The organism is Sphingobacterium sp. UBA3549, from assembly GCF_002376635.1.
Classification (GTDB): domain Bacteria; phylum Bacteroidota; class Bacteroidia; order Sphingobacteriales; family Sphingobacteriaceae; genus Sphingobacterium.
In genome coordinates this window covers 359349-382107 of sequence record NZ_DFOE01000028.1, presented here as the reverse complement: position 1 = coordinate 382107, position 22759 = coordinate 359349, and the positions used below count along the sequence as shown (strand labels likewise).

General features: G+C 38.9%; 24 protein-coding genes and 3 pseudogenes. 13 read left to right on the top strand and 14 right to left on the bottom strand.

Features of this window, described 5'->3' with window-relative positions; all coding sequences use genetic code 11:
• Positions 1-4 precede the first annotated feature (4 nt).
• Positions 5-691: a hypothetical protein gene (locus tag B2W36_RS15085; RefSeq protein WP_293880637.1), complete on the bottom strand. Its 687-nt coding sequence runs from the start codon at positions 689-691 to the stop codon at positions 5-7.
• Between the two features lie 83 nt (positions 692-774).
• Positions 775-1725 carry an Rpn family recombination-promoting nuclease/putative transposase gene (locus B2W36_RS15080; protein WP_293880639.1) on the bottom strand — a complete coding sequence of 317 codons (951 nt, stop codon included), beginning with the start codon at positions 1723-1725 and terminating at the stop codon, positions 775-777.
• A gap of 638 nt (positions 1726-2363) precedes the next feature.
• Here B2W36_RS15080 and B2W36_RS22680 point away from each other — a divergent pair.
• The 6 genes and pseudogenes from B2W36_RS22680 to B2W36_RS15055 form a co-directional block, all read left to right on the top strand.
• Positions 2364-2540, top strand: a pseudogene (locus B2W36_RS22680) (IS3 family transposase); the annotation flags it as partial.
• Between the two features lie 321 nt (positions 2541-2861).
• Positions 2862-3587: a hypothetical protein gene (locus B2W36_RS15075; RefSeq protein WP_293888490.1), complete on the top strand. Its 726-nt coding sequence runs from the start codon at positions 2862-2864 to the stop codon at positions 3585-3587.
• 255 nt (positions 3588-3842) lie between these two features.
• Entirely contained in the window at positions 3843-4328 is a 486-nt protein-coding gene (locus tag B2W36_RS15070) for an autotransporter outer membrane beta-barrel domain-containing protein (protein WP_293888488.1), read from the top strand.
• A 122-nt stretch (positions 4329-4450) separates the two neighbouring features.
• On the top strand, positions 4451-4804 hold the full coding sequence (locus B2W36_RS15065) for a hypothetical protein (RefSeq protein WP_293888486.1): 354 nt from the start codon (positions 4451-4453) through the stop codon (positions 4802-4804).
• A gap of 4 nt (positions 4805-4808) precedes the next feature.
• Positions 4809-5162: a hypothetical protein gene (locus B2W36_RS15060; protein ID WP_293888484.1), complete on the top strand. Its 354-nt coding sequence runs from the start codon at positions 4809-4811 to the stop codon at positions 5160-5162.
• A 46-nt stretch (positions 5163-5208) separates the two neighbouring features.
• A complete protein-coding gene (locus tag B2W36_RS15055; protein ID WP_293888482.1) occupies positions 5209-5604 on the top strand; it encodes a hypothetical protein in 396 nt (131 codons plus the stop codon).
• 118 nt (positions 5605-5722) lie between these two features.
• On the opposite strand, the gene B2W36_RS15050 is transcribed toward B2W36_RS15055, so the two are convergent.
• Positions 5723-6136: a GNAT family N-acetyltransferase gene (locus tag B2W36_RS15050; protein WP_293888480.1), complete on the bottom strand. Its 414-nt coding sequence runs from the start codon at positions 6134-6136 to the stop codon at positions 5723-5725.
• Positions 6137-6355: 219 nt separating this feature from the next.
• Between B2W36_RS15050 and B2W36_RS15045 the strand changes: the two genes are divergently transcribed.
• Positions 6356-7234: a LysR family transcriptional regulator gene (locus B2W36_RS15045; protein ID WP_293888478.1), complete on the top strand. Its 879-nt coding sequence runs from the start codon at positions 6356-6358 to the stop codon at positions 7232-7234.
• A gap of 65 nt (positions 7235-7299) precedes the next feature.
• On the opposite strand, the gene B2W36_RS15040 is transcribed toward B2W36_RS15045, so the two are convergent.
• Positions 7300-8433: a 2-isopropylmalate synthase gene (locus B2W36_RS15040; RefSeq protein WP_293888476.1), complete on the bottom strand. Its 1134-nt coding sequence runs from the start codon at positions 8431-8433 to the stop codon at positions 7300-7302.
• A gap of 81 nt (positions 8434-8514) precedes the next feature.
• Here B2W36_RS15040 and B2W36_RS15035 point away from each other — a divergent pair, with 81 nt between their 5' ends.
• Positions 8515-9291 carry a helix-turn-helix domain-containing protein gene (locus B2W36_RS15035; RefSeq protein ID WP_293888474.1) on the top strand — a complete coding sequence of 259 codons (777 nt, stop codon included), beginning with the start codon at positions 8515-8517 and terminating at the stop codon, positions 9289-9291.
• A gap of 21 nt (positions 9292-9312) precedes the next feature.
• Here B2W36_RS15035 and B2W36_RS15030 read toward each other — a convergent pair whose 3' ends face one another.
• The 9 genes from B2W36_RS15030 to B2W36_RS14990 all read right to left on the bottom strand — a co-directional run bounded on the left by B2W36_RS15030 (position 9313) and on the right by B2W36_RS14990 (position 19307).
• On the bottom strand, positions 9313-9762 hold the full coding sequence (locus tag B2W36_RS15030; RefSeq protein ID WP_293888472.1) for a nucleotidyl transferase AbiEii/AbiGii toxin family protein: 450 nt from the start codon (positions 9760-9762) through the stop codon (positions 9313-9315).
• Positions 9763-9822: 60 nt separating this feature from the next.
• Entirely contained in the window at positions 9823-10311 is a 489-nt protein-coding gene (locus B2W36_RS15025) for a helix-turn-helix transcriptional regulator (RefSeq protein ID WP_293888470.1), read from the bottom strand.
• Between the two features lie 420 nt (positions 10312-10731).
• On the bottom strand, positions 10732-12018 hold the full coding sequence (locus B2W36_RS15020; RefSeq protein ID WP_293888468.1) for a type II toxin-antitoxin system HipA family toxin: 1287 nt from the start codon (positions 12016-12018) through the stop codon (positions 10732-10734).
• The gene (locus B2W36_RS15015) at positions 12012-12359 is read right to left on the bottom strand and encodes a helix-turn-helix domain-containing protein (protein ID WP_293888467.1); all 348 of its coding nucleotides are present in this window, start codon (positions 12357-12359) and stop codon (positions 12012-12014) included. Before B2W36_RS15015 ends, B2W36_RS15020 begins: the two co-directional genes overlap by 7 nt.
• A 102-nt stretch (positions 12360-12461) precedes the next feature.
• The gene (locus tag B2W36_RS15010; RefSeq protein WP_293888465.1) at positions 12462-12698 is read right to left on the bottom strand and encodes a hypothetical protein; all 237 of its coding nucleotides are present in this window, start codon (positions 12696-12698) and stop codon (positions 12462-12464) included.
• Between the two features lie 19 nt (positions 12699-12717).
• Entirely contained in the window at positions 12718-15654 is a 2937-nt protein-coding gene (locus tag B2W36_RS15005) for a DNA polymerase III subunit alpha (RefSeq protein WP_293888464.1), read from the bottom strand.
• Positions 15635-16816: a DNA polymerase IV gene (gene dinB / locus B2W36_RS15000; RefSeq protein WP_293888462.1), complete on the bottom strand. Its 1182-nt coding sequence runs from the start codon at positions 16814-16816 to the stop codon at positions 15635-15637. The genes B2W36_RS15005 and dinB overlap by 20 nt, the downstream gene beginning before the upstream one ends.
• Before the next feature lie 262 nt (positions 16817-17078).
• Positions 17079-18293 (bottom strand): TCR/Tet family MFS transporter, encoded by a 1215-nt coding sequence (locus tag B2W36_RS14995; RefSeq protein ID WP_293888460.1) that lies wholly within the window; start codon positions 18291-18293, stop codon positions 17079-17081.
• Positions 18294-18407: 114 nt separating this feature from the next.
• Positions 18408-19307 carry a helix-turn-helix domain-containing protein gene (locus B2W36_RS14990; protein WP_293888458.1) on the bottom strand — a complete coding sequence of 300 codons (900 nt, stop codon included), beginning with the start codon at positions 19305-19307 and terminating at the stop codon, positions 18408-18410.
• 219 nt (positions 19308-19526) lie between these two features.
• Between B2W36_RS14990 and B2W36_RS14985 the strand changes: the two genes are divergently transcribed.
• From B2W36_RS14985 to B2W36_RS14965, 5 genes and pseudogenes are all read left to right on the top strand, one after another.
• Positions 19527-19682 (top strand): hypothetical protein, encoded by a 156-nt coding sequence (locus tag B2W36_RS14985; protein WP_293888456.1) that lies wholly within the window; start codon positions 19527-19529, stop codon positions 19680-19682.
• 151 nt (positions 19683-19833) lie between these two features.
• Positions 19834-20745 (top strand): NAD(P)H-binding protein, encoded by a 912-nt coding sequence (locus tag B2W36_RS14980; RefSeq protein ID WP_293888454.1) that lies wholly within the window; start codon positions 19834-19836, stop codon positions 20743-20745.
• 59 nt (positions 20746-20804) lie between these two features.
• Positions 20805-21008 (top strand): annotated as a pseudogene (locus tag B2W36_RS14975) (SDR family NAD(P)-dependent oxidoreductase); the annotation flags it as partial.
• The gene (locus B2W36_RS14970; protein WP_293888450.1) at positions 21009-21182 is read left to right on the top strand and encodes a hypothetical protein; all 174 of its coding nucleotides are present in this window, start codon (positions 21009-21011) and stop codon (positions 21180-21182) included. It begins immediately after the preceding pseudogene.
• 74 nt (positions 21183-21256) lie between these two features.
• A complete protein-coding gene (locus tag B2W36_RS14965; RefSeq protein WP_293888448.1) occupies positions 21257-22168 on the top strand; it encodes a helix-turn-helix domain-containing protein in 912 nt (303 codons plus the stop codon).
• Positions 22169-22392: 224 nt separating this feature from the next.
• Here B2W36_RS14965 and B2W36_RS22675 read toward each other — a convergent pair.
• Positions 22393-22734, bottom strand: a pseudogene (locus B2W36_RS22675) (PD-(D/E)XK nuclease family transposase).
• Positions 22735-22759: the final 25 nt, after the last annotated feature.

Genomic DNA, 22759 nt, shown 5'->3' with positions numbered 1-22759 from the left:
TGATTTAAAATAACGAAGTCTGCCCTTTATCACTCCCCAATGGCGGCAATCCTTCCCAATCAAAAGCTTCGTAACGGTGCTTTCCATCCGGGGGGTTTGGATATCCTCTTAAGGTATACACCGAATAATGCTTCAACTTTTCATTGGGCATTTCAAACAGGAAAATGGGTGGCATATCTTCTTCGTTTATATTGCGCCGGCGATCGGCCTGCAGCTTCGGACCGTCAATATAGGTAGGCAATCCCCCCCACTCCATCTCGGTCAATGCCAGCTGGCTGGAATCCTTGTCCTTGTACAGGGTCGGATACTTGGGAAAGGTAATGGCCTGGACGTTTTCCAGATAGTCATAATTGTAATCCAATTGACGACGCTCATCCCGCAACTGCGGAAAAGTCTTTTTGATAATTTCAATATCGGTATGGAGAAAAATCCGATAGCCTGATCCTGTCGTTAACAAACTTTCGATTTTATCGGCATCTTGCGGCAGCTGCAAGGCCCTTCCCTCCTTTGCTCCCAATTGATAGGCATGCTGATCGGCGGCTTCCTTATCATCATAGGGTGTTAGTAGAAAGCCTGTCTTTTCCTTGACATCGGGCCACTCCAAGCGCTGCAGCACAAAGTCGACATAGCCGGACTCGACAAGCTCGCGAAAGGAACTTTTGGTGACTTGTTCAAAGGGATTGTACAGCATAGACTAAGATAGGATTTATAATCACAAAAAAGGCCGCCTGGAAAATATCCAGGCGGCCTTTAAATCTTATATTGTAATCTGTTTTATTTTCCTTTAGGCTTCTCTGCCTCGATCTGCTTTACAAACTCTACAGTAACGTCCGCTAATTCGGCAATTTCCGATATCGAAAACTTATTCGAACACAAAAGATTTTTTATTACTTCCGCTTTTCCAATAACTTTTCCCTCTGCTTTTCCTTTAGCCTCTCCTTCTGATATTCCTTCAGCCATTGCTTTTTCGCGCGCTCGTTTCAATAGCTCCTCCTGACTACTTCGGATACTCTCGGCATCCCATTTATTCCTTAAACTTACGTTGTACATCTCTCGTTCCTCCGGTTTTAGTTTGCTATACTCTGCTAACTGAAATAACTTCTCAAAAATAGGCTTACGCAAATAAGTGGAGAGTCCATTTAGCGAAGACATATTTTTGAGTACATAAAGCCAACGATCTAAATCATTAACTAACTCTGCCTCAGCTTTAACAAAGTTAACCAATTCTATATATATAAAGCCTAAATCGTCATAAAATATTTTACCATGATCTCGATAACATAAACAAATATCGTGCAAAAAATACTGCTCCTCCCCCGCATCAGGCATTGCAAATCCATCCATCAATACAATGATATAGACTTCGCTAATTGCATAATTCCAAGCCCTTCGGTTGCCTTTGGGTGCCTGATCCGAAATTAATTTACTACTGTAGTAGAGCATGCGCTTTTTCAAATTAACCTGCGACGTGCGCTGCACTTCAATAATAAACCGTTCCCCATTGTCTGCCGTACAGGTCAGATCAAAAATAACGGTACCGATATCCGCTGTATCACCGACATGTTCATTTTTGTTATAATACAGGTCAGCAATAACCTTGCGACCTCTAAAGAGCTCGTTTAAGAAAGCGATGAGAAGATCCTTATTAGTATCTGATCCGAAAACTTTTTTAAAACCATAATCTGTCGTGATATCGATATATTTCGACTGTTTTAATTCACTCATAATACATTGTTTTTAAATTGGTTAACAACGCAAATATAAGTAAATAAATACATTTTTACTAATATTTTTAGCGCAAAATATTATGCTATTTTAAGATTATAAAAGAACAGTTAGCTAATCAGAATTCAGATCTTATCTATTAATCCGACGGGAATTTGCCCGACTACTTTTCGTTCCGGTATGTGGGAAGTTTAAAGCTAAACCAGTCAATCAAAGATTCCATGAATAGATTCCATAGATCATGATTTAATTGAATGGGTAAAATTCAGTGGTCTACAAAACTGGAAGCTGGCTCCCGCAGATATTCCGATTGCGAACGAGTTGATTGAAAAAATTAAATACTGGAAATAGTAGAATTTTAGAACTAACTGGCAACTGTAATCGAACTAGGAGATCGGAAAGTAATAGGATAGACTTCAAGCGAGACGATGAATGCGGTAGATACGGTGATTTCTGCTTTTAAAATGGCACAAAAAGCAAGATCAATCACTCAAAAACTAATATTTCATTCTGATCTTAGTGTACAATATACATGTCACGAGTTTAGCTCTATACTGGAAAAAAATCCACTCATCATAGGAAGCATGAGTAGATAAGGGAACTGTTGGGATAATGCTGTGGCTTAAAGTTTTTTCAAGACCCCGAAGGCGAAATGTGTATATCGGCATAAATTCGCTTACAGGGAGCAAGCTGCACTTATTGTCTCTGAATATATTCAGGCTTGGTACAACCGAAAAAGTCAACATGCTGCCTCAGAATACTTACCTCCAGAGGAGTTTGCTAGAAAAATAAATAAACAAAATATTGCAGCTTAACTAGGTATCCATTTTATTGTTGCAATTCCACAGTGATCCTTATTGAACTTCGATATCTCCTTCAGAAAAATTGGTATATTTTGAGATACAATAGTTCATAATGAATTATCAATCTTAAATCTGGAGAAAGCAAATGAAAATTTCGTTGGATTTAAACCGTAAACGACTATTTACTGAGAAAATCAGTAATCGTTCGAAGAATTTAAAAAGGTTAAAAACACAAAATGTTAAGATCAAGTCTACAACGGATAATTTCCTGCCACAGATACAGTTAATTAAACTTATATTCGAGTAATAATTAGTTTAACCTCCTTTAAGTTTATGAATTTACTAAAAATAGGAATATCAAATTTCTTCATAATTAGGACAATCTCAACTATCTTCCTTTTTGCAACTATAAAATTGGAAGCAGTGTCTCAAAGCCAATTTAAGGATCAGGGAAAAGGCAAAATTATACTTAAATGGTATTTAACGCCACTCGACAACCCTGAGGTAAATGAATTATATCTGCAATATGTATATTATATAAAGAGTAACTTAGTACTGCAGAAAGATACAATATATAACGAAAATATCATTAAAGACAATTTAATCAATCAAGGTGAATTAAAAGTCAAAGTTACTAATCCAGATTATATTGTAAATCTAACTAAAAAACTTGTAAGAAGTGATTTAAAACAGGTCCCCAATAAGATGAAAGATGTCCCTCTTTTAAATTTCGGCCCTGAATTGTTTTATAAAGCGTTGATATCTCCTCCTGTTGTAACTCAGATTGATACAACATCTCATATACCAACATATACTATCGCCGGTTTAGAATGCTTTAAAGGAAGTGCAAATTTAATGAACTCAAATTTCGAGTTTTTCTACACAAAATCAAGAACGAACGTATTATCTCCCCTAAACAGTTTCATTCCCAATTTCCCATTCCAAATTCTTAGGATTAAGATTCCGCTCGACAATAATCCGAATGCTATAGCAGACTTTATTGTTGAAAGCATTTGTGAGGAAATTCCTAAAGATATTGAAGATTTAATTAAATGGTAAGTGATCATTATTCACTTAACTAAATTAAAATGAGGACAAAAAATAGATTACTGACAGCAATTTCGCTCTCCCTATTAATGGCTTGTAAAAAGAACGAAAAATTAGATCCTGAACTCGATTATGGTACCTAAAGTTAGCCAATAACATTAGCATGGCTTAAACAACTTCAACAAACCACGAAATAATTGGGCTATTTATAAAAAAAAGGATTAAATTGGACTTTAACTTATACCATTGAAACTTATCATTAAATTTATGAAATGTATTTTTTTAATCATCTTCTGTTTTATCTCATTTATAGGATATTCTCAGAAGAATTCCCTATCTGTAGGTGCAAATAGTGACTTATTACTCGAATCGCCTGCCTATGATTTCTATTATGGTTTTCAAGCTAAATATGGTCTTAAGAACAGAAATTATATTTTAGGAAGTGTTGGATACAGTACGGCAAACATTACATTTATTGGTGCTGATTATAGTTACGATCTGATCAATTTTAGCAATATCTTCAAAGCTTACACAAATGCAGGGGTTGGGGCAGAATTTTATAGCGAGAAGTGGAAACAGTCTGGAACGAGTGTTAAGGAAACCTACATACCATTAAATGTTCAAATAGGTATGGAACTCGCTATTGCAAAAAAAATGCAGATTTATGCTGGCTATAAAGCGAAATATTATATTGATGAAGACGTATTTGATCCCAATTATTTGAATTTTGGCGTACGATATAAATTAAGGTAGAAGTCAGTGATCTACTAAACTGGAAGCTGGCTCCTGCAGATATTCCAATTGCCAAGGAGTTGATTAAAAAAATTAAGGACTGAAAATAATAAAGAATTTCAGGACTAACCGCAGAAAAGATTATGGATAAAAAACTTGGTCTTAAAATAAAAGTCAATGGCAATCCAGTCACAAAGGCCGGATTGGACACAGATGACTATGTATTAATTGGCAATGTAACCCTTACGGAGCGATATAACGGAAGTAAGGACTTTACACTTAATGTAAGTGGAATGGATGGTGAGCAGAACGACCATCTCTATTGGTACGGAACCGAACTTAAAGCGGGTGATGCAATTACTTTTGAAGTGATTGAAGCTCCTTTTGACGAACCCAAAATGAGAACCAAAAGTGCTATAGACCAGAAAGTCATGATAAAAAACAAACTGGAAAAATACTATCATCTGAAAGAAAGACTAAAAGACCACATCAAATAAGTCTATGGACAATTTAGGTATCAATATCAAAATAAACGGCGAACAGATTACAAAAGCAGGATTTAACAAGGCTCACTACGTATTGCATGCGATGGCTACTTTTGCACGTAGAGGAGGCAGCAATGACGCATTTGGTTTCCGTGTGGGCGGCCCAGATTCGGATGCAGAAAGTCATGTTGAATGGTTAAATACAACACTTCATCTGGGTGACATAGTCACTTTGGAAATTGTAAAGGGACCATTTGAACCTTCGGAGCCTCACCAACCTCCAGTTATTTCGGAAGAGGACCAGCTAAAGCATGAGTTAGCGTTATTCTATCGTTTGGAAGAAGAATTGAAAGATCATATTAAAGAATAAAACCCTAGATCAAACTGCAGTGAGACATTTAGAATAACAAAGCACAATGAAACCCTTTTTATTAATAGTATTTGCCATTATCGTCAGTTTTAAAGCTAGTTACGCTCAGAAAGATCCTGGGCTTAGCGTTGCATTGTCTAAAATAAGCGCAGCCTCGACTCTTAACAACGCACTTGCCACTTTAAACTTAACCTCTCCAAGGCTGATTAAAGCAATGGGCGGAAAAGAAAATGCCTTAAAGCTTTTTAAGAAAAGTATGGCAGGAATACATAAAGATAACGTCAAAATAGATTCGGTAATCAACTATACCGATAGGGAAATTACCAAAGTAAAAAATATTGAGTACTGCTTCTTTCCACAATTGATTATCTTCGGAATACCAGACAGTACAAAAAAAATGATTAGTTACTCGACTTTGATGGCTGTATTAAAAACTTTTTAGAACTACCTTTAGATAAACAATGCGAAGAAATACAATACTTCTCCATTATACGTGGGCTTTCGTTCCACAATTTCTTATTCTTTAATACGGCTATAAATCTAATAAATGAAAAAAGTGTTTATTGGATTAACGCTTTTTTCATCATAATATCAGTTTGCTCATCATCACCCAGTATGAATATATGCTTGTCAAACGCTTTAAAACCATTTTTTTCATAGAATCTTATCGCACGAGGATTTTCTTCCCATACACCTAGCCAGATATAAGTTGCATCCAGCGATTCAGCCCGTTGAATAGCTTTCTCATAAAGAACCTGTCCTACTCTTTTCCCATGATATGCACTTAAAACATAAATACGTTCAATTTCAAGTGCATTGTTATCTTGTGGTTCAGTCTGAGCTTTTCCCGTATTAAGCTTTAGATATCCAATCACTTTATCATTCTTTAAAGCAAAGAAGAATTCAGAACCTTCACAATTAAGCTCGCCAGTCAATTTCTCTTCGGAAAATCCTTCAGCAAGATAGGCTGCCATGTTCTTTGGAGTATTACTATCAGAAAATGTTTCAAAAAAAGTTTCTCTACCAATCTATTGGAGAGCTGGGATATCCTCAAGGCCAACTCTCCTAGTTTCTATTTGTTCCATCGTATTATCCAGTTCATATATTTTTAATAGATCTATCGCAAAGATACCATCATGATAAATGCAGAAAAATGCTATTTTAGCATAAACTAATCCATAAATTGCATTAGTATGCATCTACAACAAATAAAGTACTTTTTAGTTCTTGCACGTGAGCTTCATTTTTGGAATGCGGCAGCAAAAGCAAATATTACTCAATCAGCCTTGAGTCGCCAAATTCAGTCTATGGAAAGATTCTTGGGCGTAAAATTATTCGAACGGGATAAGCGAAATGTAAAGCTTACATCTGCCGGTCAGTTTCTCCAGGAAAAATGTGAGGTTGAGCTAAATAAACTTGAATTTTTTCACCGTCATGCCCTTCAGCTTCAGTTGGGAGAAACAGGTACTATTATTATCGCACACCCAGATTCAATCTCCGCATCAATAATGCCTGACATCCTTAGTAAAATCACATCACACTTTCCAAAACTAAAAATTGAACTTGTACAAGTTCGTTATGAGGACCAACATGAATTCCTAATCAACTACAAGGTTGACTTAGTGATCACTCGTGACATTAATACATACAAAAATATTGAGTCACATCAAATTTATACGGACTATCTTGCTTTAGTTGTTCCAGAAAATCATCCTTTCCAGGTTGTCGAGGACATTACAAAAGAAACGCTTAGTTCGCAAAAATTCATTCTACCAATAAAAGATGAAGGCAGTAGTTATAGTACTCTGGTCCAGGACCTATTCAGTTCTTTCAATATAACTCCAAACGCCCGAATTCATTCTGAATTCGGGTCGGCAATTATCGCATTGGTACGCAAAGGACTTGGGATTGCAGTGTTGCCAACCTCTTATATTCACCATGCCAATCCTGACATTCGATTTATTCAAACTTCAATTGAAACAAATCTTTATCTTAACTGGAGAAAAGACGATCAAAATCAGATATTGACTAACGTATTGCAGCTACTATTAGCTCAAAAAGTCTCTTCATAAAAGAATTCATGATATTTAAAAAAAATAATTGTAATTATTGTTCCATACGCGGAGTTGTTGTACACCTAAACTAAACGTCGGAGGTCGCTATCTTCAATAAAACGTTTCTGATCTGCCAAAACAAGAAATCTGCTATAGATACTTTCAAAATGTTCAGCAGGGAAATCTATTTTCATATTTTTTAATCGATCTTTCAATGCGGCACGTCCACTCCTTGCCGATAAAAACAATTCAGGCAACTTTCCTCCTATGATTTGGGGATCAATAATTTCATAGTTTCTACGGTCTTTCAATACGCCATCCTGGTGGATGCCGGAAGAATGCGCGAAAGCATTTTTGCCGACAATGGCCTTATTGGCCTGTACAGGATTTGACATTGCCCGTTCTACCATACTACTTAATTCTACAATATATTTTGGATCAATTCCGGTTGCAATACCTAGATTTTCCTTTACAATGAGTGTCAAAATAATTTCTTCCAAGGCAGCATTTCCCGCACGTTCTCCCACACCATTAATCGTTCCTTCCACCTGAAGCGCACCTGCCATTAACCCAGCTATACTATTCGCTGTAGCCATACCTAGATCATTATGACAGTGGACAGAAAGAATTGCGTTCTCTTTTTCCCTTCTATTCTGGTTTACATAGGCTATCTTTTCAAAGTACTCAAAGGGTGTACAAAAACCATTGGTATCAGGAAGATTTACAACTTTTGCGCCCGCTTCAACCACCGTATTGGTCATTTGAACCAAAAAATCGTTGTCAGCGCGGCCAGCATCTTCAGCAAAAAATTGTACTTCATCACATTTATCAGAAGCATAAGCCACCATCTCATACGCTTTTGCCAAGATTACCTCACGAGTGGTATTAAACTTATGTTTAATATGAATGTCCGATGTTCCAATTCCGAGCTGAATCCGTGCCACCTTGGCGGTACTCAAGGCCAAAGAGGCCTCTTCAATATCTTTCCTATTGGCCCTAGCTAATGCACAGACGGTTGCCCTTTTCACCAGTTTACAAACCGCTGTGACTGCCTTAAAATCTCCAGGTGAACTTATTGGAAACCCTGCTTCTATCACATCTACCCCCATTGCATCGAGTTTTTCAGCAATTTCTAATTTATCATTCAGTGTCAATTGGCAGCCCGGCCCCTGTTCTCCATCACGTAAAGTAGTATCAAAAATCTTAACTTGTTTCATATTCAACTTATTTCTATAGCTCAAAAGTACCAGAACTATAAAATTTAATATATTTGAAAATAAAACAATTGTTATTCAATAATGCCAAAATCCACCATCCCGTTCGTTCAATGTGCCAAGACCTTCTGCGATGGCACAATTGAATTACGTAACTATGGACAATTCAATACAGAAATGCATGCTCATGAACAAGTACAGGTACTTAGCCCAACAAATGGTACCCTCTTTATCTATACAGAAAAAGCCAGCTTCTGTGTACCGAGTACTTTCTTTGTATATATTCCAGCACATGTCCCGCACAAACTCATTTCCCGCTCCCAGCAACTGTCACTAAAAACCATTTTTGTCGATATGAACAATATGCACGAGGACGTTAAGGTGTATCCATCAAATGAATTGTTGAATCATTTTTTGCTTTTTGGCCAACAACATTGGAAGCTGAAAGACCATGACACGTTGACCGCATCCACCTTAGAGGCCTTTAAGTCTATGCTCCCCATACTATTGGCAAAACCGATCCTGTTGCAAATTACGCCTGCAAAAAGTGAATTGATGATACAGGTATGCACGTATATCCTCCAACATCTCGACAATAAATTGTCAATCGCTGAGATTAGCGCTAATTTTTTTCTTTCGGAGCGGACACTTTTTAGACAGTTTAAGGAAGAAATGCAGATCACCATATTCCAGTTTATAAAACAACATCGCCTTCTAAAGGCGCTTCAATTATTGGAAAATAAGGATATGCATATCGCTGAGATTGTTTATCAAATTGGGTATGAAAGTGTACCGAACTTTTCCAATCTATTCAAGGAATATTTTGGACTATCACCTCAGCAGTATCGCGCGAGACTATAACATAATCTTATAGAATATACCTTACGGATATCGCTCTTCATGTAATGCAACCATTTGTGAAATCGAATACTTATCTAATAACTCGTGTAAATCCCAAAAATCTTTTTTACGTCCTCCTCGCTGAATCACATCGAGCTTCATGGCAATAATTTCTTCGATTGAGGCTAAACGAATATTATCTTCTTCGATAAGTTCTTGAATGAACGGGTCTGCATAGAAAACGTCCAATTTAACGCTGTTGTTTTTATCATTTCCAATCGTAGAAGACTTTCCCATAGCGGAAGCAATATTGGACAAGTGATCGACATACGAAAAAGTATCTTTCAAGTAATTGTCAATTGACTCAAAGTCTAAACTACCATATGGAACATCCGAGAAAAGATCAATATCGACAGATTCCCTATGGCCTAAATGCAAGCTTAAAGCGGTTCCCCCAACCAATCGAAAAGTTGAAAAAATATCCGCTTTCATTAGTGTTAATAGTGTATCTCTTAATAGGTGATTAACAGTATTATAATATAATTATTTGCGCTAATGTTTATGCAACAACATTGGAGCTGTTGTTGGTTCAGATAAAGCCTGCTGAACTTGCTCCTTGCCATAAAACCTTAGTATCTCATTTTTCTCTTCTTGATTTCCCCTTTCGAAAATACGATGAATTACGGCTTTAGCCTGTTTTTCCCAATCTATTTTATTGACATCAGTGTCCCAAAAAAGAACTTTTCGCAAAGTAGTCAAATCTGGCTTGTTTATACTTCCAATGTTTATTTTAGCATTTTTTATTTCATAAAAAGTTTGTAACAACGCAAAAGTCCCTTCTTCAATTCCTAGTGCCTGGTCAACTTTCAATGATAAAGGTACTGGAATGCCGCGTTTACCTTTTATGATTGCATTGAATATTTGTCTTTGTGTATCTATAGAGCGGGCAAATGGACTTGGCTTAATCGCACGCCTTTTAAGCTCTCTTTCTAAGATAAGCCCTGGATGAATTCCTTTAAAACGTTCCATACTTTTTTCCATAATACAAATGTAATCAAAATTGATTACACACTTACAGCTACACATAAAAATTCTTTAATGATATGACTCAGAAGTTCATTTTTATATTAAGAAAAGTCCTGTCAAATCCATTGACGAAGGAGAACACAATATCGATGGGATTTTTGCGTTGAAACCTGGTTTTGGTACGTAGATAATGGATAATATTTTTCTCGTAGAGCTTGAGCATGCGCTTGTCCCAATTTTCTCCCTTAATACGGTTAAGAAAAATGCGGTAGCCTGATCCTGTTGTTAACAAGCGTTCGATTTTATCGGCTAGATCGTCATAAACAGATATTCTAAGATATTGATATTGGACTATGGTAACATCATTTCCTTCGTCAAAATGTATTCTTCAGATTGAGTAATTTCTTTAAACTTATTACGCATTTTTCTCTATTATCATTTCAGTTCCTTGATTAAATCCCCCTCTATTTGTTTTGCCAAAAATCGATCAACTTGATACATCGCTGCATATTTACTCCAATCTTTCACCAATTCAAGTGCTTGGTCTATGATTTTTTCTGGATTGCGAATAGAGTTTTGTTCGGCAACTGCTACCAAATCTTTACGTTCAAAATCTCTGTGTTTACCGTTGATACTCAAATTATGCTGACTCACCCATACACTATCTGGACGATATGCGAAACAAATATCATATGCTGGCGCTAACTTCCATTTACCTTGAGCATCCATCAAAAAAGCAAAGTTTTTAGTGTGATCATCACAATTACGCGCTACCACATTAAATACCATGCGTTTAAACATTTGCTCAGCCTCAGCATAATTCAAGCGTAATAAACGCATTGTTTGAAATATTTGTTCATAGCTATAGGATGTGATATTTGCAAAATCGTAATGTTGTAGCGCGCATAAAGTTTGGGTATGTACTTTTTGATTTCCTCCAACACGATCAAAACGCTTAGTCATAAAATGCACACGATTATTTTCTTCTATTAATCGTGATTCCATCATTTCTATTCCAAAGCTCGTTGCCATTTTATAATAGGCCATCTCTACACGACCGTATCCTTTTGACACCCCAAATTGTACATCGCTAATCTCATCAAATTTGATTAACCAATGTTCAAATCCTTCTTCAGCTAAAGTTTGTCCAGATTTTATTTTTCCTGTTCTTTCATCATACGCAATAATGGCTTTGGGGCGAGCGCCTCCAGCAGAAGTTCCCATTTTTAACACATCTAACATCACATCTTCCATGCTGTGTTGACTATTAATATGAAACTCTTCTTTTTTCTCCAATAATGCTTTTGTTGTTTCTATCAAATCGGTTAATTCTAAATCGTAAGAAGTAGGTTCTTTGCCTATTACCGGCTCGAATTCCAAGGCACCCATTCCTCTTTTACCTATGAAACACAATAATTCTACCGGATTTAAACTGTCATCAGGACGTCCCTGACGCGCCAACCAAGCATTGATTAATTCTTTACCATATCTATCGGGTAGCGCGTCCGCTAATAATCCAGGCATACCTTTAAACGTTTCGTTTTCTCTAAATTCAGGGAAACTATAAATCCTATTTTTATTAGGCATTTTAAGGGGAGCTATTGGCAATTGCTTGATATCAAATTTGGGATCATACTCAAAACTAGCTAAACCTCTATTCGAATCCCAAGCTACGACACCCACACGTTTACCATATATATTAATAAATGCCGTTTTTACCATCCTAAATCTGAATTATCTTGCTCTTGCGTATTTGCTTTAGATGCTCTTTGTCGTTTTTGCCTTTCACCTTTGGCTAACTCTATTGGGCTGGGTTCTTCTTGTACATCAAAACTATTTAAAACATATAGTACGTCTAAAATACGTAAGATCTTTACCAAATTGACCAAAGTTATATTTTCACCCCGCTCAAGTAAACTTAACGTTGTACGGCTTATAGCAGCTTTTTGCGCTAATTCAATCTGTGTTATATTTTCTTTAATACGTATTTGTTGAATAAAGAATCCTATTCTTTGTAAAATAGCTTTATCCGATAAATTAGCAATGTCTATTATATTGTTCATAAAGCACAAATAAACTCATTAATGTTCAATATTCTGCACAATAATAAATTGTTAAAATATTATAAAACTAATGTACAAAATAAAACGCATAAACCTAATAAATTACAAACTATGCATTAAATAATGGTCAATAATTTCCGACACGAAGTTAAAATCCCTATTTCCAGAAATTGGATGTTCACCAACCTTTGGATCGTATATCGTTGTAAAAGTCCACTGACTAGTTGAAAAATCTGATACAATTAACTCCAAGCGCTGCAGCACAAAGTTGACATAACCGGACTCGACAAGCTCTCGAAACGAACTTTGGGTGACCTGTTCAAAGGGATTGTACAGCATAGGACTAAGATAGGATTAATTATTCACTCCGCGGATCGGGCTTTAGCGGCATCTTGGCACAGCGTATTACCTCGATCGATGGACAGCCATATTCGACAACAACTTTACCTTCGATCAGATAGATTCCTGCACCACGGAGCGGATATTTCACCAGTGTCTGTGGGAAGTGTACCGTATCAAAAAAGCGCCCCTCGGCATCGAGGAAAGTACCGAATTTCATCAGGTCGCCACGCTTGGTCTTCACAAATTTTTCACAGACAAAGTCCCCCACCACCCGGATTATCTTACCTTCATGCAGATGGAGTTCCCTGGCTGGCATATCGCCACGGTAATCGCTTTTGGCAAGATCAAAAAGGGTCCCGGTGACGCAAAAGCCAATCAGCTCCATCTCGTCGTAATAATCCTCTAGGATATCTTCTTCCAATGGTGGAAGAATGGGCTTGCGAATCTCGGTATCAAAGAGCGCTGTACCCGCTGCCACAGGCTTATGCTTGCTCATCATCAAATGCGCCGCCCACAGCAGTTGCTTTTTGCCCGTCCCCGTAAAGCGCAAGGCTCCAACGCGGATCAGGATAACGACCTGCTCAATACCGGTCTGTGTCCGTTTGACAAAGTTCTCCAGACTCGTATACGTGCCATTGGCTTCGCGCTCCTCAATAATGCGATTGGCCAGTTTACCCTCCAGATTGAGCAGGCAGTCAAAACCGAGGTAAATATCTTTACCCTGAATGGAAGTATTAAAGACCGACTGATTGACACAGGGCAGGCAGATATTGCCACCTGAAATTCGGGCCTCATTGACATAGACCTTACGGTTGTAAAACCCTCCATAATTGTTGAGAACCGCAACCATAAACTCCAAAGGATAGTAGGTCTTGAGGAAAAGACTCTGATAACTCTCTACTGCAAAGGATGCTGAATGCGCCTTGTTGAAGGAATAGCCCGCAAAGCTTTCCATCTGCCGCCAGATCTCGCGGCTGGTTTTTTCGGGGTACCCCTTGGCCTTACAGTTTGAAAAGAACTTATCCTCAATTTCGGTCAGGTGATCTTTGCTCCGGTATTTGCCCGACATCATACGCCGCAGCACATCGGCATCGGCCATATCGAGTCCACCATAGGCATTGGCAATTTTCATTACATCTTCCTGATAGACCATTACGCCATAGGTCTCTTCGAGCTGCTCTTTAAATACAGGGTGTGGATAGACGACCGTCGCGGGGTCGTGATGCCGACGGATGTACTCGCTCATCATGCCCGAACTGGCTACACCTGGCCGAATAATGGATGAGGCAGCCACCAAAGTCAGGTAATCATCGCAACGCAGCTTGGTGAGCAGCTGCCGCATGGCCGGACTCTCGATATAGAAACAGCCGATGGTATTGGCCGATTTTAATTGCGCTGCAATATGGGCATCCTGAAAGAAACGCTTGGGATTGTCGGTATCGATGACCACCCCCAAGTTTTCCCGCACGATGGTACGGCAATCTTTGATATGGCCGATGCCGCGCTGCGAAAGAATATCAAATTTCTCGAAGCCGATATCTTCGGCCACATACATATCAAATTGCACGGTCGGCAAACCTTTTGGCGGATTGTCCATCGCCGAATAAAAGGTCAATGGTTCCTCAGAGATGAGCACGCCGCTGGCATGGATGGTGCGCTGGTTGGGAAAGTCGGCCATGCGGTTGTAGACGCTCAGAATGGTATTGGTCACCTCATTCTTGTTGAGCATATGCTCGGGCTCATGCACCAAGCGGTCGATCTCGGCCTTGGGTAGTCCATACACTTTACCCAGCTCGCGCAAGATACTCCGCGAACGAAACGTACTCATAGCGCCCATAAGTGCGGTATGACCTGTCTGATAACGATTAAAAATAAAATCATAAATCTCATCACGTTCGTTCCAGCTGAAATCGATATCAAAATCTGGCGGACTCTTGCGCTTGGGGTTAAGAAAACGCTCAAAGGGTAGGTTGAGCGCAATGGGATCAACATCGGTTATCCCCAGGCAATAAGCCACTGCAGAATTGGCTCCCGATCCACGGCCTACATAGTGAAAATTGCGCCCTCGTGCATAGCGGCAGATCTCGTCGGTGATGAGGAAATAACTGGAGAAACGCAAGTTTTCGATAATCTCAAGCTCGCGCTGAATGCGTTCGGTGGCCACCCGGTCCTGACGACCATAGCGCCTGGAGAAGCCGTCTATGCAGTATTTGTGCAGGAGTTGCTTATCGTTGTAGCGATTGCCCGTAAAGGTTTCTTTATTCTTGACGCTGGTAAAATCAAAACTGAAAGAACACTGGCCCAGTATGCGGTTTGTATTGGCGAGCAGCTGCGGCAGATCCGAAAATAACCGCATCAGCTTAACCCGGGGGATAAATACCTCGTCCTCGGCTGCAGTCTGATCCGGGCTCAGTTGCGAAATCAGCAGGTTGTTGTCAATGGCCCTTAATTGCCGATGTAAGGTATAGTCGGCCTTACGAAAACTCACTGGTGCCAGGATAACACAGCGGTCAAGCACCTTTCGGTCCATCAACTGGACACGTGTACGCTCAATGGGTCTGATGCCAATGTATTCGTAGTCCTTTAGCGGAAAAGCATTGAGTTTGCTAAGGGGATAGATGACAAAGACCTGTTCGAATTCGGGTGCACGCTCGGGTGCAGCACGGTTTTCCATATTAAGCTTGGTCCGATAGTCATTGATCTCCCGAAAGCCCTTTTCGTTCTTGGCGATGGCGACGAAACAAAGTTGATCGTCGTGGCGAAACTCCATGCCGGCGAGCAGGTTCAATCCTGCGGCCCGCCCCAGCTTAATAAAGTCAAGCGAACCGGAACTGTTATTGATATCGGTAAGTACGGCGGTATCATAACCGCCAGCAAGCATGCCCGAGATAAGATCCTGCAGGCTGAGCGTGCCAAAGCGCAGGCTATAGTAACTATGTAGATTTAAGAGCATGATCCCCTCCTTTCTCCGGCAGCGGCGCACAGATGGCCTTCATCAGAAATTCGGCGCCATAGCGTTTTCGGATCTTGTCCATGGCCTGCATCAGATTGACCTCCTCGGCGCTATCGTCGAAGAGGTCGGTCTGATAGGATCCGTAAATTAAACCCGAGAACTTAATTCCGATAAGGCGTATCAGCATCCTGCGGCTATACAGTTTCTTGAAGAGTGAAAGCACCACATCGGTAAGCTTTCGATCCGAATTGGTATAACCGATCTGCAACTGCTGCGTATGGGTATCAAAGTTACTGTAACGGATCTTGAGGGTGACACAGCTGGTCAGCTTCTGCTCTTTGCGCAGATCAAAGGCCAGTGTATCGACCATACCGATCAGGGCGCGGCGGAGTACATCCATATCGATGGTATCCTGCTGAAAGGTATTTTCTTTGGACATGGACTTTTGCTCCCGAAAAGGTACCACCAGGGAATCATCGAGACCATTGGCTTTGCGCCAGATATTGATCCCGTTTTCCCCGAGGACCTTTTGCATGGTGAACACCCCCATCTGCTGCAAGGTACCGATCTTAGAAATTCCCATATTCCGGAGCAGGGTAAAGGACTTCTCGCCTACCATTGGGATTTTGCGGATGGATAGCGGTGCGAGGAAGCCTTTTTCGGTACCATGCTGCACCTGCTTTTCGCCGCAGGGTTTGGCCGTGCCTGTAGCAATCTTAGAAACTGTTTTGTTGACCGACAGGCCAAAACTGATGGGAAGTCCAGTTTCCTTGATAATGCGCTGGCGGAGCTCCTGTGTCCATTTCCAACAACCAAAAAAACGGTCCATACCGGAGACATCTAGATAATGCTCGTCTATACTGGCTTTTTCGACAATGGGCGTGTCTTCTTCAATGATTTGCGTGACGATGCCGGAATAGTGACTATAGCGATCGTGATCGCCCCGTACGACTACTGCTTCGGGACACATGCGCAGGGCCAGCCGCATCGGCATAGCGGAATGCACGCCAAACTTACGGGCTTCATAGGAACAAGAGGCAACTACCCCACGGTCACTGCTTCCTCCTATAAGCACAGGTACTCCGATGAGCTTGCTGTTCTGCAAGCGCTCGACAGATACAAAAAATGTATCAAGATCACAATGTACTATACTCCTCTCCATGTTTTTCAATTGTGCCAAAAGCACTGCATTGTGCCTTTTGATTTTTGGCAGTTGACGTATTCAAAAATACTAATATTATTAGCAAACAACCAAGAAGGTACAATGGTTTAATTTTTATCACATTCATTGTCAGCATAATATTTTATATTACGATGTCAGCTTAAACAAGGTGGTGGCTTTTCTGTTTAGCACAAAACAGAACCTATGAACGAAAATAGACTCAGCTATTTGAAGGGTGAGGCATTTAATCGTTAGCGTCTTTTTAACGTTTTTGTCGAAAAGCAAAATATATAATAATTGTACTAATAAACATTAAAATGGATGCTAGAAAAAACGGAGCTCCTGAAAATTGAAATGGTGCTTTATCGTGAGTGAAATAATAAAATAAGTTTGTCATAATTGGAGGACCCAAAATAGCCGTAACACTCACTAAACTTGATAATGCCCCCTGCAGTTCACCTTGTTCATTTGCAGGAACATTTTTACTGATTATTGATTGAAGTGCCGGTCCGCAGATTCCACCGAAGGAATAAGGAACGAGAAAAACAAACATCATCCACCCTTGATTAGTAAATGCAAAAAGCATTAAACCTAATGCATAAAATAGCAACCCAAAATATACACTTTTATGTTCCCCTAATTTTGGCGTTGTCCACCTCATTAGAATGCCTTGTACTAAGCCAAGCAATAAGCCAAGCAAACCAAGCGATAGACCTACAGTTCTTTCCGTCCAATTAAATTTATACATAGTAAAAAAATGCCAATTGCTTTGTACAGCGTGGAGGGCAACATAGACCAAAATTAAAGCGATGACGAGATTTGATATTTTTGACTGTTTTCTCAAAAAATTAATTGTTCCTATAGGATTTGCACGTTTCCAGCTAAACGACCGACGTTTATCTTTTTCTAAACTTTCCGGTAGTATAAGCAGGCCGTAAAGAAAATTGACCATGCATAATATAGCAGCGAAATAAAAAGGAACTCTCGCGCCATAATGGCCAAGCAAACCACCTATTACAGGACCTATAATAAACCCTAATCCAAAAGCTGCGCCGATTAAGCCGAAATTTTTAGTTCTGTCTTCATCGGTCGATATGTCAGCTATATATGCACTAGCTGTTGAAATACTAGCCCCAGTAAGACCGGCAATGATTCTTCCAAAAAACAACCACCCAATAGAAGGCGCTAGTGCTAAGAGTACGTAATCAATAGCAAATCCAAAAAGAGAAATTAAAATAATTGGGCGTCTCCCATACTTATCACTAAGATTACCCACTATAGGTGCAAATATAAATTGCGTAATGGCATACGCAAAACCAAGCCAACCTCCATATCTCGCAGCTTCACTTAGGTCATTATTGATAAGTTCTCCAATGAGTTTAGGAGCTACGGGAAGTATAATTCCCCAACCTGTAATATCAATCAACAACGTTATAAATATAAATCCAATAGCTGCTTTTTTACCTGTTTTTTTCATCCTGTAAAATTAAACAGCGATAAATAGCAGGTATTGACAATTTAATGGTGTTTACGTACAATCTGAAAGCTAATCATATGCTGTAAATAGTTCAGATAAAAAGGACATAAATTATTATTCGTTTCTATAGGTTTTTGGCGACACCCCCACTATTCTTTTAAAGTATCGGCAAAAGACACTCGTTTCGTCGAAATGAAGCTCGCTGCTAATTTCTTTAATTGATAAATTAGAAGATTTCAATAGTGTTTTAGCATGTAGAATGGTGATATGATCAATCCACTGTAATACAGATTTTCCAGTTCTCTGTTTCAGGAAGGTGGAAAGATATTGTGGTGTTAAATGTAGCTTATTAGCATAAAACGCAACGCTTCTTTGTTGGTTTGCATGTTTTGAAATGAGTAGATAAAAATCGTCTATAATCTCATGTGTGCGGTTTTTAACCAAGCTTTTGTTACTCGGCAAAGAAGAATATACTTCAGAAATCATACTTATGAGAACCATAACAAGATGTCGAAGCATTTCCGTTTTATTATGGCTAGGTTTTTTATTATAGAAATTTTGTATAAGCGTCAATAAATCATTTTGCAACTTAATTTCTTCAGGTTGAAGTCTGATAACTGGCTGCCATCTCATTTGGTTGTTCATTACAAACTCACGTAAAATTGGAAATGCTGTAATAAAATCTAACGAAAGACCAATGGTTACAATTTGGGCATCGTCACTCAATGATTTTGTATCCATCATCAATTGCGGCTGTAAAACAGCAATATCCCCTGCGCTCATTTCATATTCTAAAAAATGAATCTGTGCTTTCATGGATCCTTGTATCAGAAATCCTAGTAATAAACCATCAAATAGACGGCTATTATTTGTATATTCCTTTTTAGGATCATTTTGCTGATTGAGAATAACTATTCCTTCCGTCTTTTTTGAAGAATCAAGATTGTACAATTTATAGACATTATCCAAAGTTATCAATAGAGCCATTTGCAAATATCTAAAAATTGAAATCATATATTAAATTAATAAGGTACTAAATCATCAACATGAGGTAGTTCATCTCATTATCAATAATTTAAACATAGAACACTTCCTATATCAGTAAGAAAAAAGTTTGAAAAAAAACTGGAGCATTTAGAAGTAGGGCATTTGGACTAATTTATAAAGCTACTTTAATAATCGTAGCTATTTTTAGGGGAGTTAACTATAGATAACCTTCCCCATGCTTTAGAGATGCCACAAGAATCAATTATCGCCGTGAATATCGCAGCCGACAGTAAGCTTTTACCAAATGAAAACCATACACTAATGCTTCATATCAATCTGTCAGATTTCATCCAAGAAACGGCAGAAGGTAAATTTGCAATCAATACTAGCCTCAGGTACTAGATTAAACGGCAGGTTACTCGCTCGTCGGATCGGGTATTTATCATTTGTAGGCAACCTCTACCGCGCACCCACGTTTTAGTTTATCATTACCGTGATTTTGTTAATTTTCTTCTCATTGGTTAACGGAAATTTGCCTATATAAAATAACGATATGAATATAGTAATAACTGGTTCCCTAGGGAACATCGGAAAACCACTAACGAAATTGTTGGTTTCCAAGGGACACCAAGTAACGGTAATCAGCAGTAAGCCTGAAAGAGCATCTGCAATCGAAGCTTTGGAAGCAACTCCTGCGATAGGAAATATTCAGGATGTGGATTTTTTAACAACAGTGTTCAACGGCGCGGATATTGTGTATTTAATGGAAGCTTGGGAAGGAATAGGTAGCCTCTTCGACAAGAGTATTGACTATAGACTAGAGTTCGAAAAAATTGCACACAACTATGTAAAAGCAGTTAAAGACTCCAACGTTAAAAGGATTGTTCATTTGAGTAGCGTGGGGGCGCACTCAGAAAACGGAACAGGCAGCCTTTTGGTTCATCATGCAGTTGAACAAATTTTACGCACCCTGCCTCAGGATGTTAGTATCAAGTTCATGCGGCCGGTTGGCTTTTTTAGCAATATATATCGCTGGCTGCCCACGATTAAATCGGCGGGCGCAATCGTACAAAGTTATGGCGGTGACCGAAAGGAACCTTGGGTGTCCCCTTATGACATTGCACATACTATAGCTGAAGAAATGGCAAAGCCTTTTACGGGTAAGACAGTTCACTATATTGCCAGTGATGAGGTTTCACCTAACGAAATTGCACAGACATTAGGTAAAGCCATCGGATATGCATCTTTAGAATGGAAAGTAATTACCGCTGAGGAATTATTAAACCAAATGCTTTCAGCTGGGATCAACGAATGGATTGCACATGGTTTAGTTGCCATGCAGAAAGCACAGGCTGACGGCAGTCTCTATGAAGATTTTTATCGTAACAAACCGAATTTGGGGAAAGTCAAGCTCAGTGATTTTGCAACTGAATTCGCAGCAGAATATGACAGACAAAATAATTAGACCGATGAACAAGCACTTATAACAGACGCCAATATAGATATTGGAATAGAGACAGCAAAACTGCTGAAGCCACACAGTTGGACGTGACGGATATCGAATCGGTCATTAACGCGAGAAAGGCACTTGAGAGTAAAATGGAAATTTTGGATGTTTTCATCAACAACGCAGGTATCAACGGCGCACTTCCCAAGGCAGCTTTAAAGGCCCCTGCTAATGCCTTCAAGAAAGTAATGGTGAGCTTCGAAAAACTGTCTTCAAAGTGAATGCTGTATGAACTGATTTTGTTGACAACCGATTTTAACAGCCAAAGAGGTGCTAGCACTGTTGAAGAAGCCGATTTTAGAATTGCTAAATATGCAATGGTTGAAGAGGACGGAGTGACGGGAAAATTCATCAGCGAAGAACATAATCCAGATACAGGCGAAACACCTTGGTAGTTAATTCAGTATTTTTGCTGACGACAACGTTGTTAAATATTGTTCAAAGTTTTATAAAATCTTTTTTATTAGAGATGAAAAGTAAAGAAAACAAATTGCATAAATTCAGCACCTTATCTGAATTCCACCGGATCTTTGGTTTACCAAAACCCGAACACCCTCTTGTGAGTTTTATCCGGATAGAAGAAATGATACTGCCAGACGAGCCATTAGCTGATTTCCTTGTTTTAGATTTTTATAAAATCGCTTATAAAAATACGATCGGTAAGGCAAAATATGGGCAAAATCACTATGATTTTGGTGAAGGAGGATTGGTTTTTACTGCTCCTGGGCAATTATTTGAAAAACCTGCGAATAAAAAAAATAACGGATGCATATTACTTGTGCATCCCGACTTTTTTTTATCTTATCCACTCTCAAAGAAAATTAAGCAGTATGGTTTCTTTTCCTACAATACAGACGAAGCATTGCAAGTCTCCGAAAAAGAGAAAACAACTCTACTATCTGTCTTTAGCATTCTCGAGGAGGAACTTAAAAGTAGGATTGATGATTTCAGTCAGGATGTTATCATATCGCAGATTGAACTACTGTTAAACTACAGCAGTCGTTTCTACAAGAGGCAATTTGTAACTCATAAGATATTAAATCAAAACCTCATTCAACGATTTGAAGATGCAATGGAGGCCTATTTTACAAATGAAAATTTGGTGCAAACGGGTATTCCAACAGTTCAGTATTTTGCAGAGAATCTACATGTTTCTGCAAATTATTTGAGCGATATCCTGCGATCATTAACGGGTCTCAATACCCAACAGCACATCCAGCATAGAATTATTGAGAATGCAAAAGCAATTTTATCTACTACAGATCTTTCTATTTCTGAAATAGCCTATCAGTTAGGTTTTGATTATCCACAGTCTTTTACTCGCCTTTTTAAGAGTAAAACCAATCAAACGCCACTTGAGTTCAGACACTCATTTAATTGACATATAACTGCAGTAACTTAAAGTTGAAATCTGATACAAAATTTTCGATCCGAAAGAGGCATAGATTACCTGCTGAAGAAAATGAAACAGATTTTATACTTTCATCAAATGCTGTTTTTAACCTATCTACTACGCTACAATTACCGTTGAACTGTCCCTAAAATGTCAAAAGCTACCACAGCATTGATTATTTGAGGGTTCACACAGGGTTCGTTAATATTATTCTAAATCCCTAACTTTGAACCACTACGCTGCAAATCACCTGTGCGATTAAACATCAACACAATGATATAGACTTTATTAATTGCATACTTACAAGCCCTTCGGTTGCCTTTGCGTGCTTGATCCGCAATCCATTTACTACTGTAGTAAAGCATGCGCTTTTTCAAATCGAACTGTGACGTGCGCTGCACTTCAATATTAAAGCGCTAGCCATTGTCTGCAGTACAAGTCAGATCAAAAATAACGGTACCGATATCCTCTGTATCTTCTAAATGCTCATTTTTGTTATAATACAAAGCAGCAATGACCTTGCGTCCTCTAGAGAGTTCGTTTAAGAAATCGATGAGAAGATTATGCTTAGGTAATTTG

Excerpts from the sequence above, each read along its gene's own strand:
- B2W36_RS14970 (WP_293888450.1), top strand. The coding sequence starts at position 21,009 with ATGCTGTATGAACTGATTTTGTTGACAACCGATTTTAACAGCCAAAGA.
- B2W36_RS15005 (WP_293888464.1), bottom strand. The coding sequence starts at position 15,654 with ATGCTCTTAAATCTACATAGTTACTATAGCCTGCGCTTTGGCACGCTC.
- B2W36_RS15010 (WP_293888465.1), bottom strand. The coding sequence starts at position 12,698 with ATGCTGTACAATCCCTTTGAACAGGTCACCCAAAGTTCGTTTCGAGAG.
- B2W36_RS15060 (WP_293888484.1), top strand. The coding sequence starts at position 4,809 with ATGGACAATTTAGGTATCAATATCAAAATAAACGGCGAACAGATTACA.
- B2W36_RS15025 (WP_293888470.1), bottom strand. The coding sequence starts at position 10,311 with ATGGAAAAAAGTATGGAACGTTTTAAAGGAATTCATCCAGGGCTTATC.
- B2W36_RS14980 (WP_293888454.1), top strand. The coding sequence starts at position 19,834 with ATGAATATAGTAATAACTGGTTCCCTAGGGAACATCGGAAAACCACTA.
- B2W36_RS15055 (WP_293888482.1), top strand. The coding sequence starts at position 5,209 with ATGAAACCCTTTTTATTAATAGTATTTGCCATTATCGTCAGTTTTAAA.
- B2W36_RS14995 (WP_293888460.1), bottom strand. The coding sequence starts at position 18,293 with ATGAAAAAAACAGGTAAAAAAGCAGCTATTGGATTTATATTTATAACG.
- B2W36_RS15085 (WP_293880637.1), bottom strand. The coding sequence starts at position 691 with ATGCTGTACAATCCCTTTGAACAAGTCACCAAAAGTTCCTTTCGCGAG.
- B2W36_RS15035 (WP_293888474.1), top strand. The coding sequence starts at position 8,515 with ATGCCAAAATCCACCATCCCGTTCGTTCAATGTGCCAAGACCTTCTGC.
- B2W36_RS14985 (WP_293888456.1), top strand. The coding sequence starts at position 19,527 with ATGCCACAAGAATCAATTATCGCCGTGAATATCGCAGCCGACAGTAAG.
- B2W36_RS15080 (WP_293880639.1), bottom strand. The coding sequence starts at position 1,725 with ATGAGTGAATTAAAACAGTCGAAATATATCGATATCACGACAGATTAT.
- B2W36_RS15070 (WP_293888488.1), top strand. The coding sequence starts at position 3,843 with ATGAAATGTATTTTTTTAATCATCTTCTGTTTTATCTCATTTATAGGA.
- B2W36_RS15065 (WP_293888486.1), top strand. The coding sequence starts at position 4,451 with ATGGATAAAAAACTTGGTCTTAAAATAAAAGTCAATGGCAATCCAGTC.
- B2W36_RS14990 (WP_293888458.1), bottom strand. The coding sequence starts at position 19,307 with ATGATTTCAATTTTTAGATATTTGCAAATGGCTCTATTGATAACTTTG.
- B2W36_RS15075 (WP_293888490.1), top strand. The coding sequence starts at position 2,862 with ATGAATTTACTAAAAATAGGAATATCAAATTTCTTCATAATTAGGACA.
- B2W36_RS15045 (WP_293888478.1), top strand. The coding sequence starts at position 6,356 with ATGCATCTACAACAAATAAAGTACTTTTTAGTTCTTGCACGTGAGCTT.
- dinB (WP_293888462.1), bottom strand. The coding sequence starts at position 16,816 with ATGGAGAGGAGTATAGTACATTGTGATCTTGATACATTTTTTGTATCT.
- B2W36_RS15015 (WP_293888467.1), bottom strand. The coding sequence starts at position 12,359 with ATGAACAATATAATAGACATTGCTAATTTATCGGATAAAGCTATTTTA.
- B2W36_RS15020 (WP_293888468.1), bottom strand. The coding sequence starts at position 12,018 with ATGGTAAAAACGGCATTTATTAATATATATGGTAAACGTGTGGGTGTC.
- B2W36_RS15030 (WP_293888472.1), bottom strand. The coding sequence starts at position 9,762 with ATGAAAGCGGATATTTTTTCAACTTTTCGATTGGTTGGGGGAACCGCT.
- B2W36_RS14965 (WP_293888448.1), top strand. The coding sequence starts at position 21,257 with ATGAAAAGTAAAGAAAACAAATTGCATAAATTCAGCACCTTATCTGAA.
- B2W36_RS15050 (WP_293888480.1), bottom strand. The coding sequence starts at position 6,136 with ATGGCAGCCTATCTTGCTGAAGGATTTTCCGAAGAGAAATTGACTGGC.
- B2W36_RS15040 (WP_293888476.1), bottom strand. The coding sequence starts at position 8,433 with ATGAAACAAGTTAAGATTTTTGATACTACTTTACGTGATGGAGAACAG.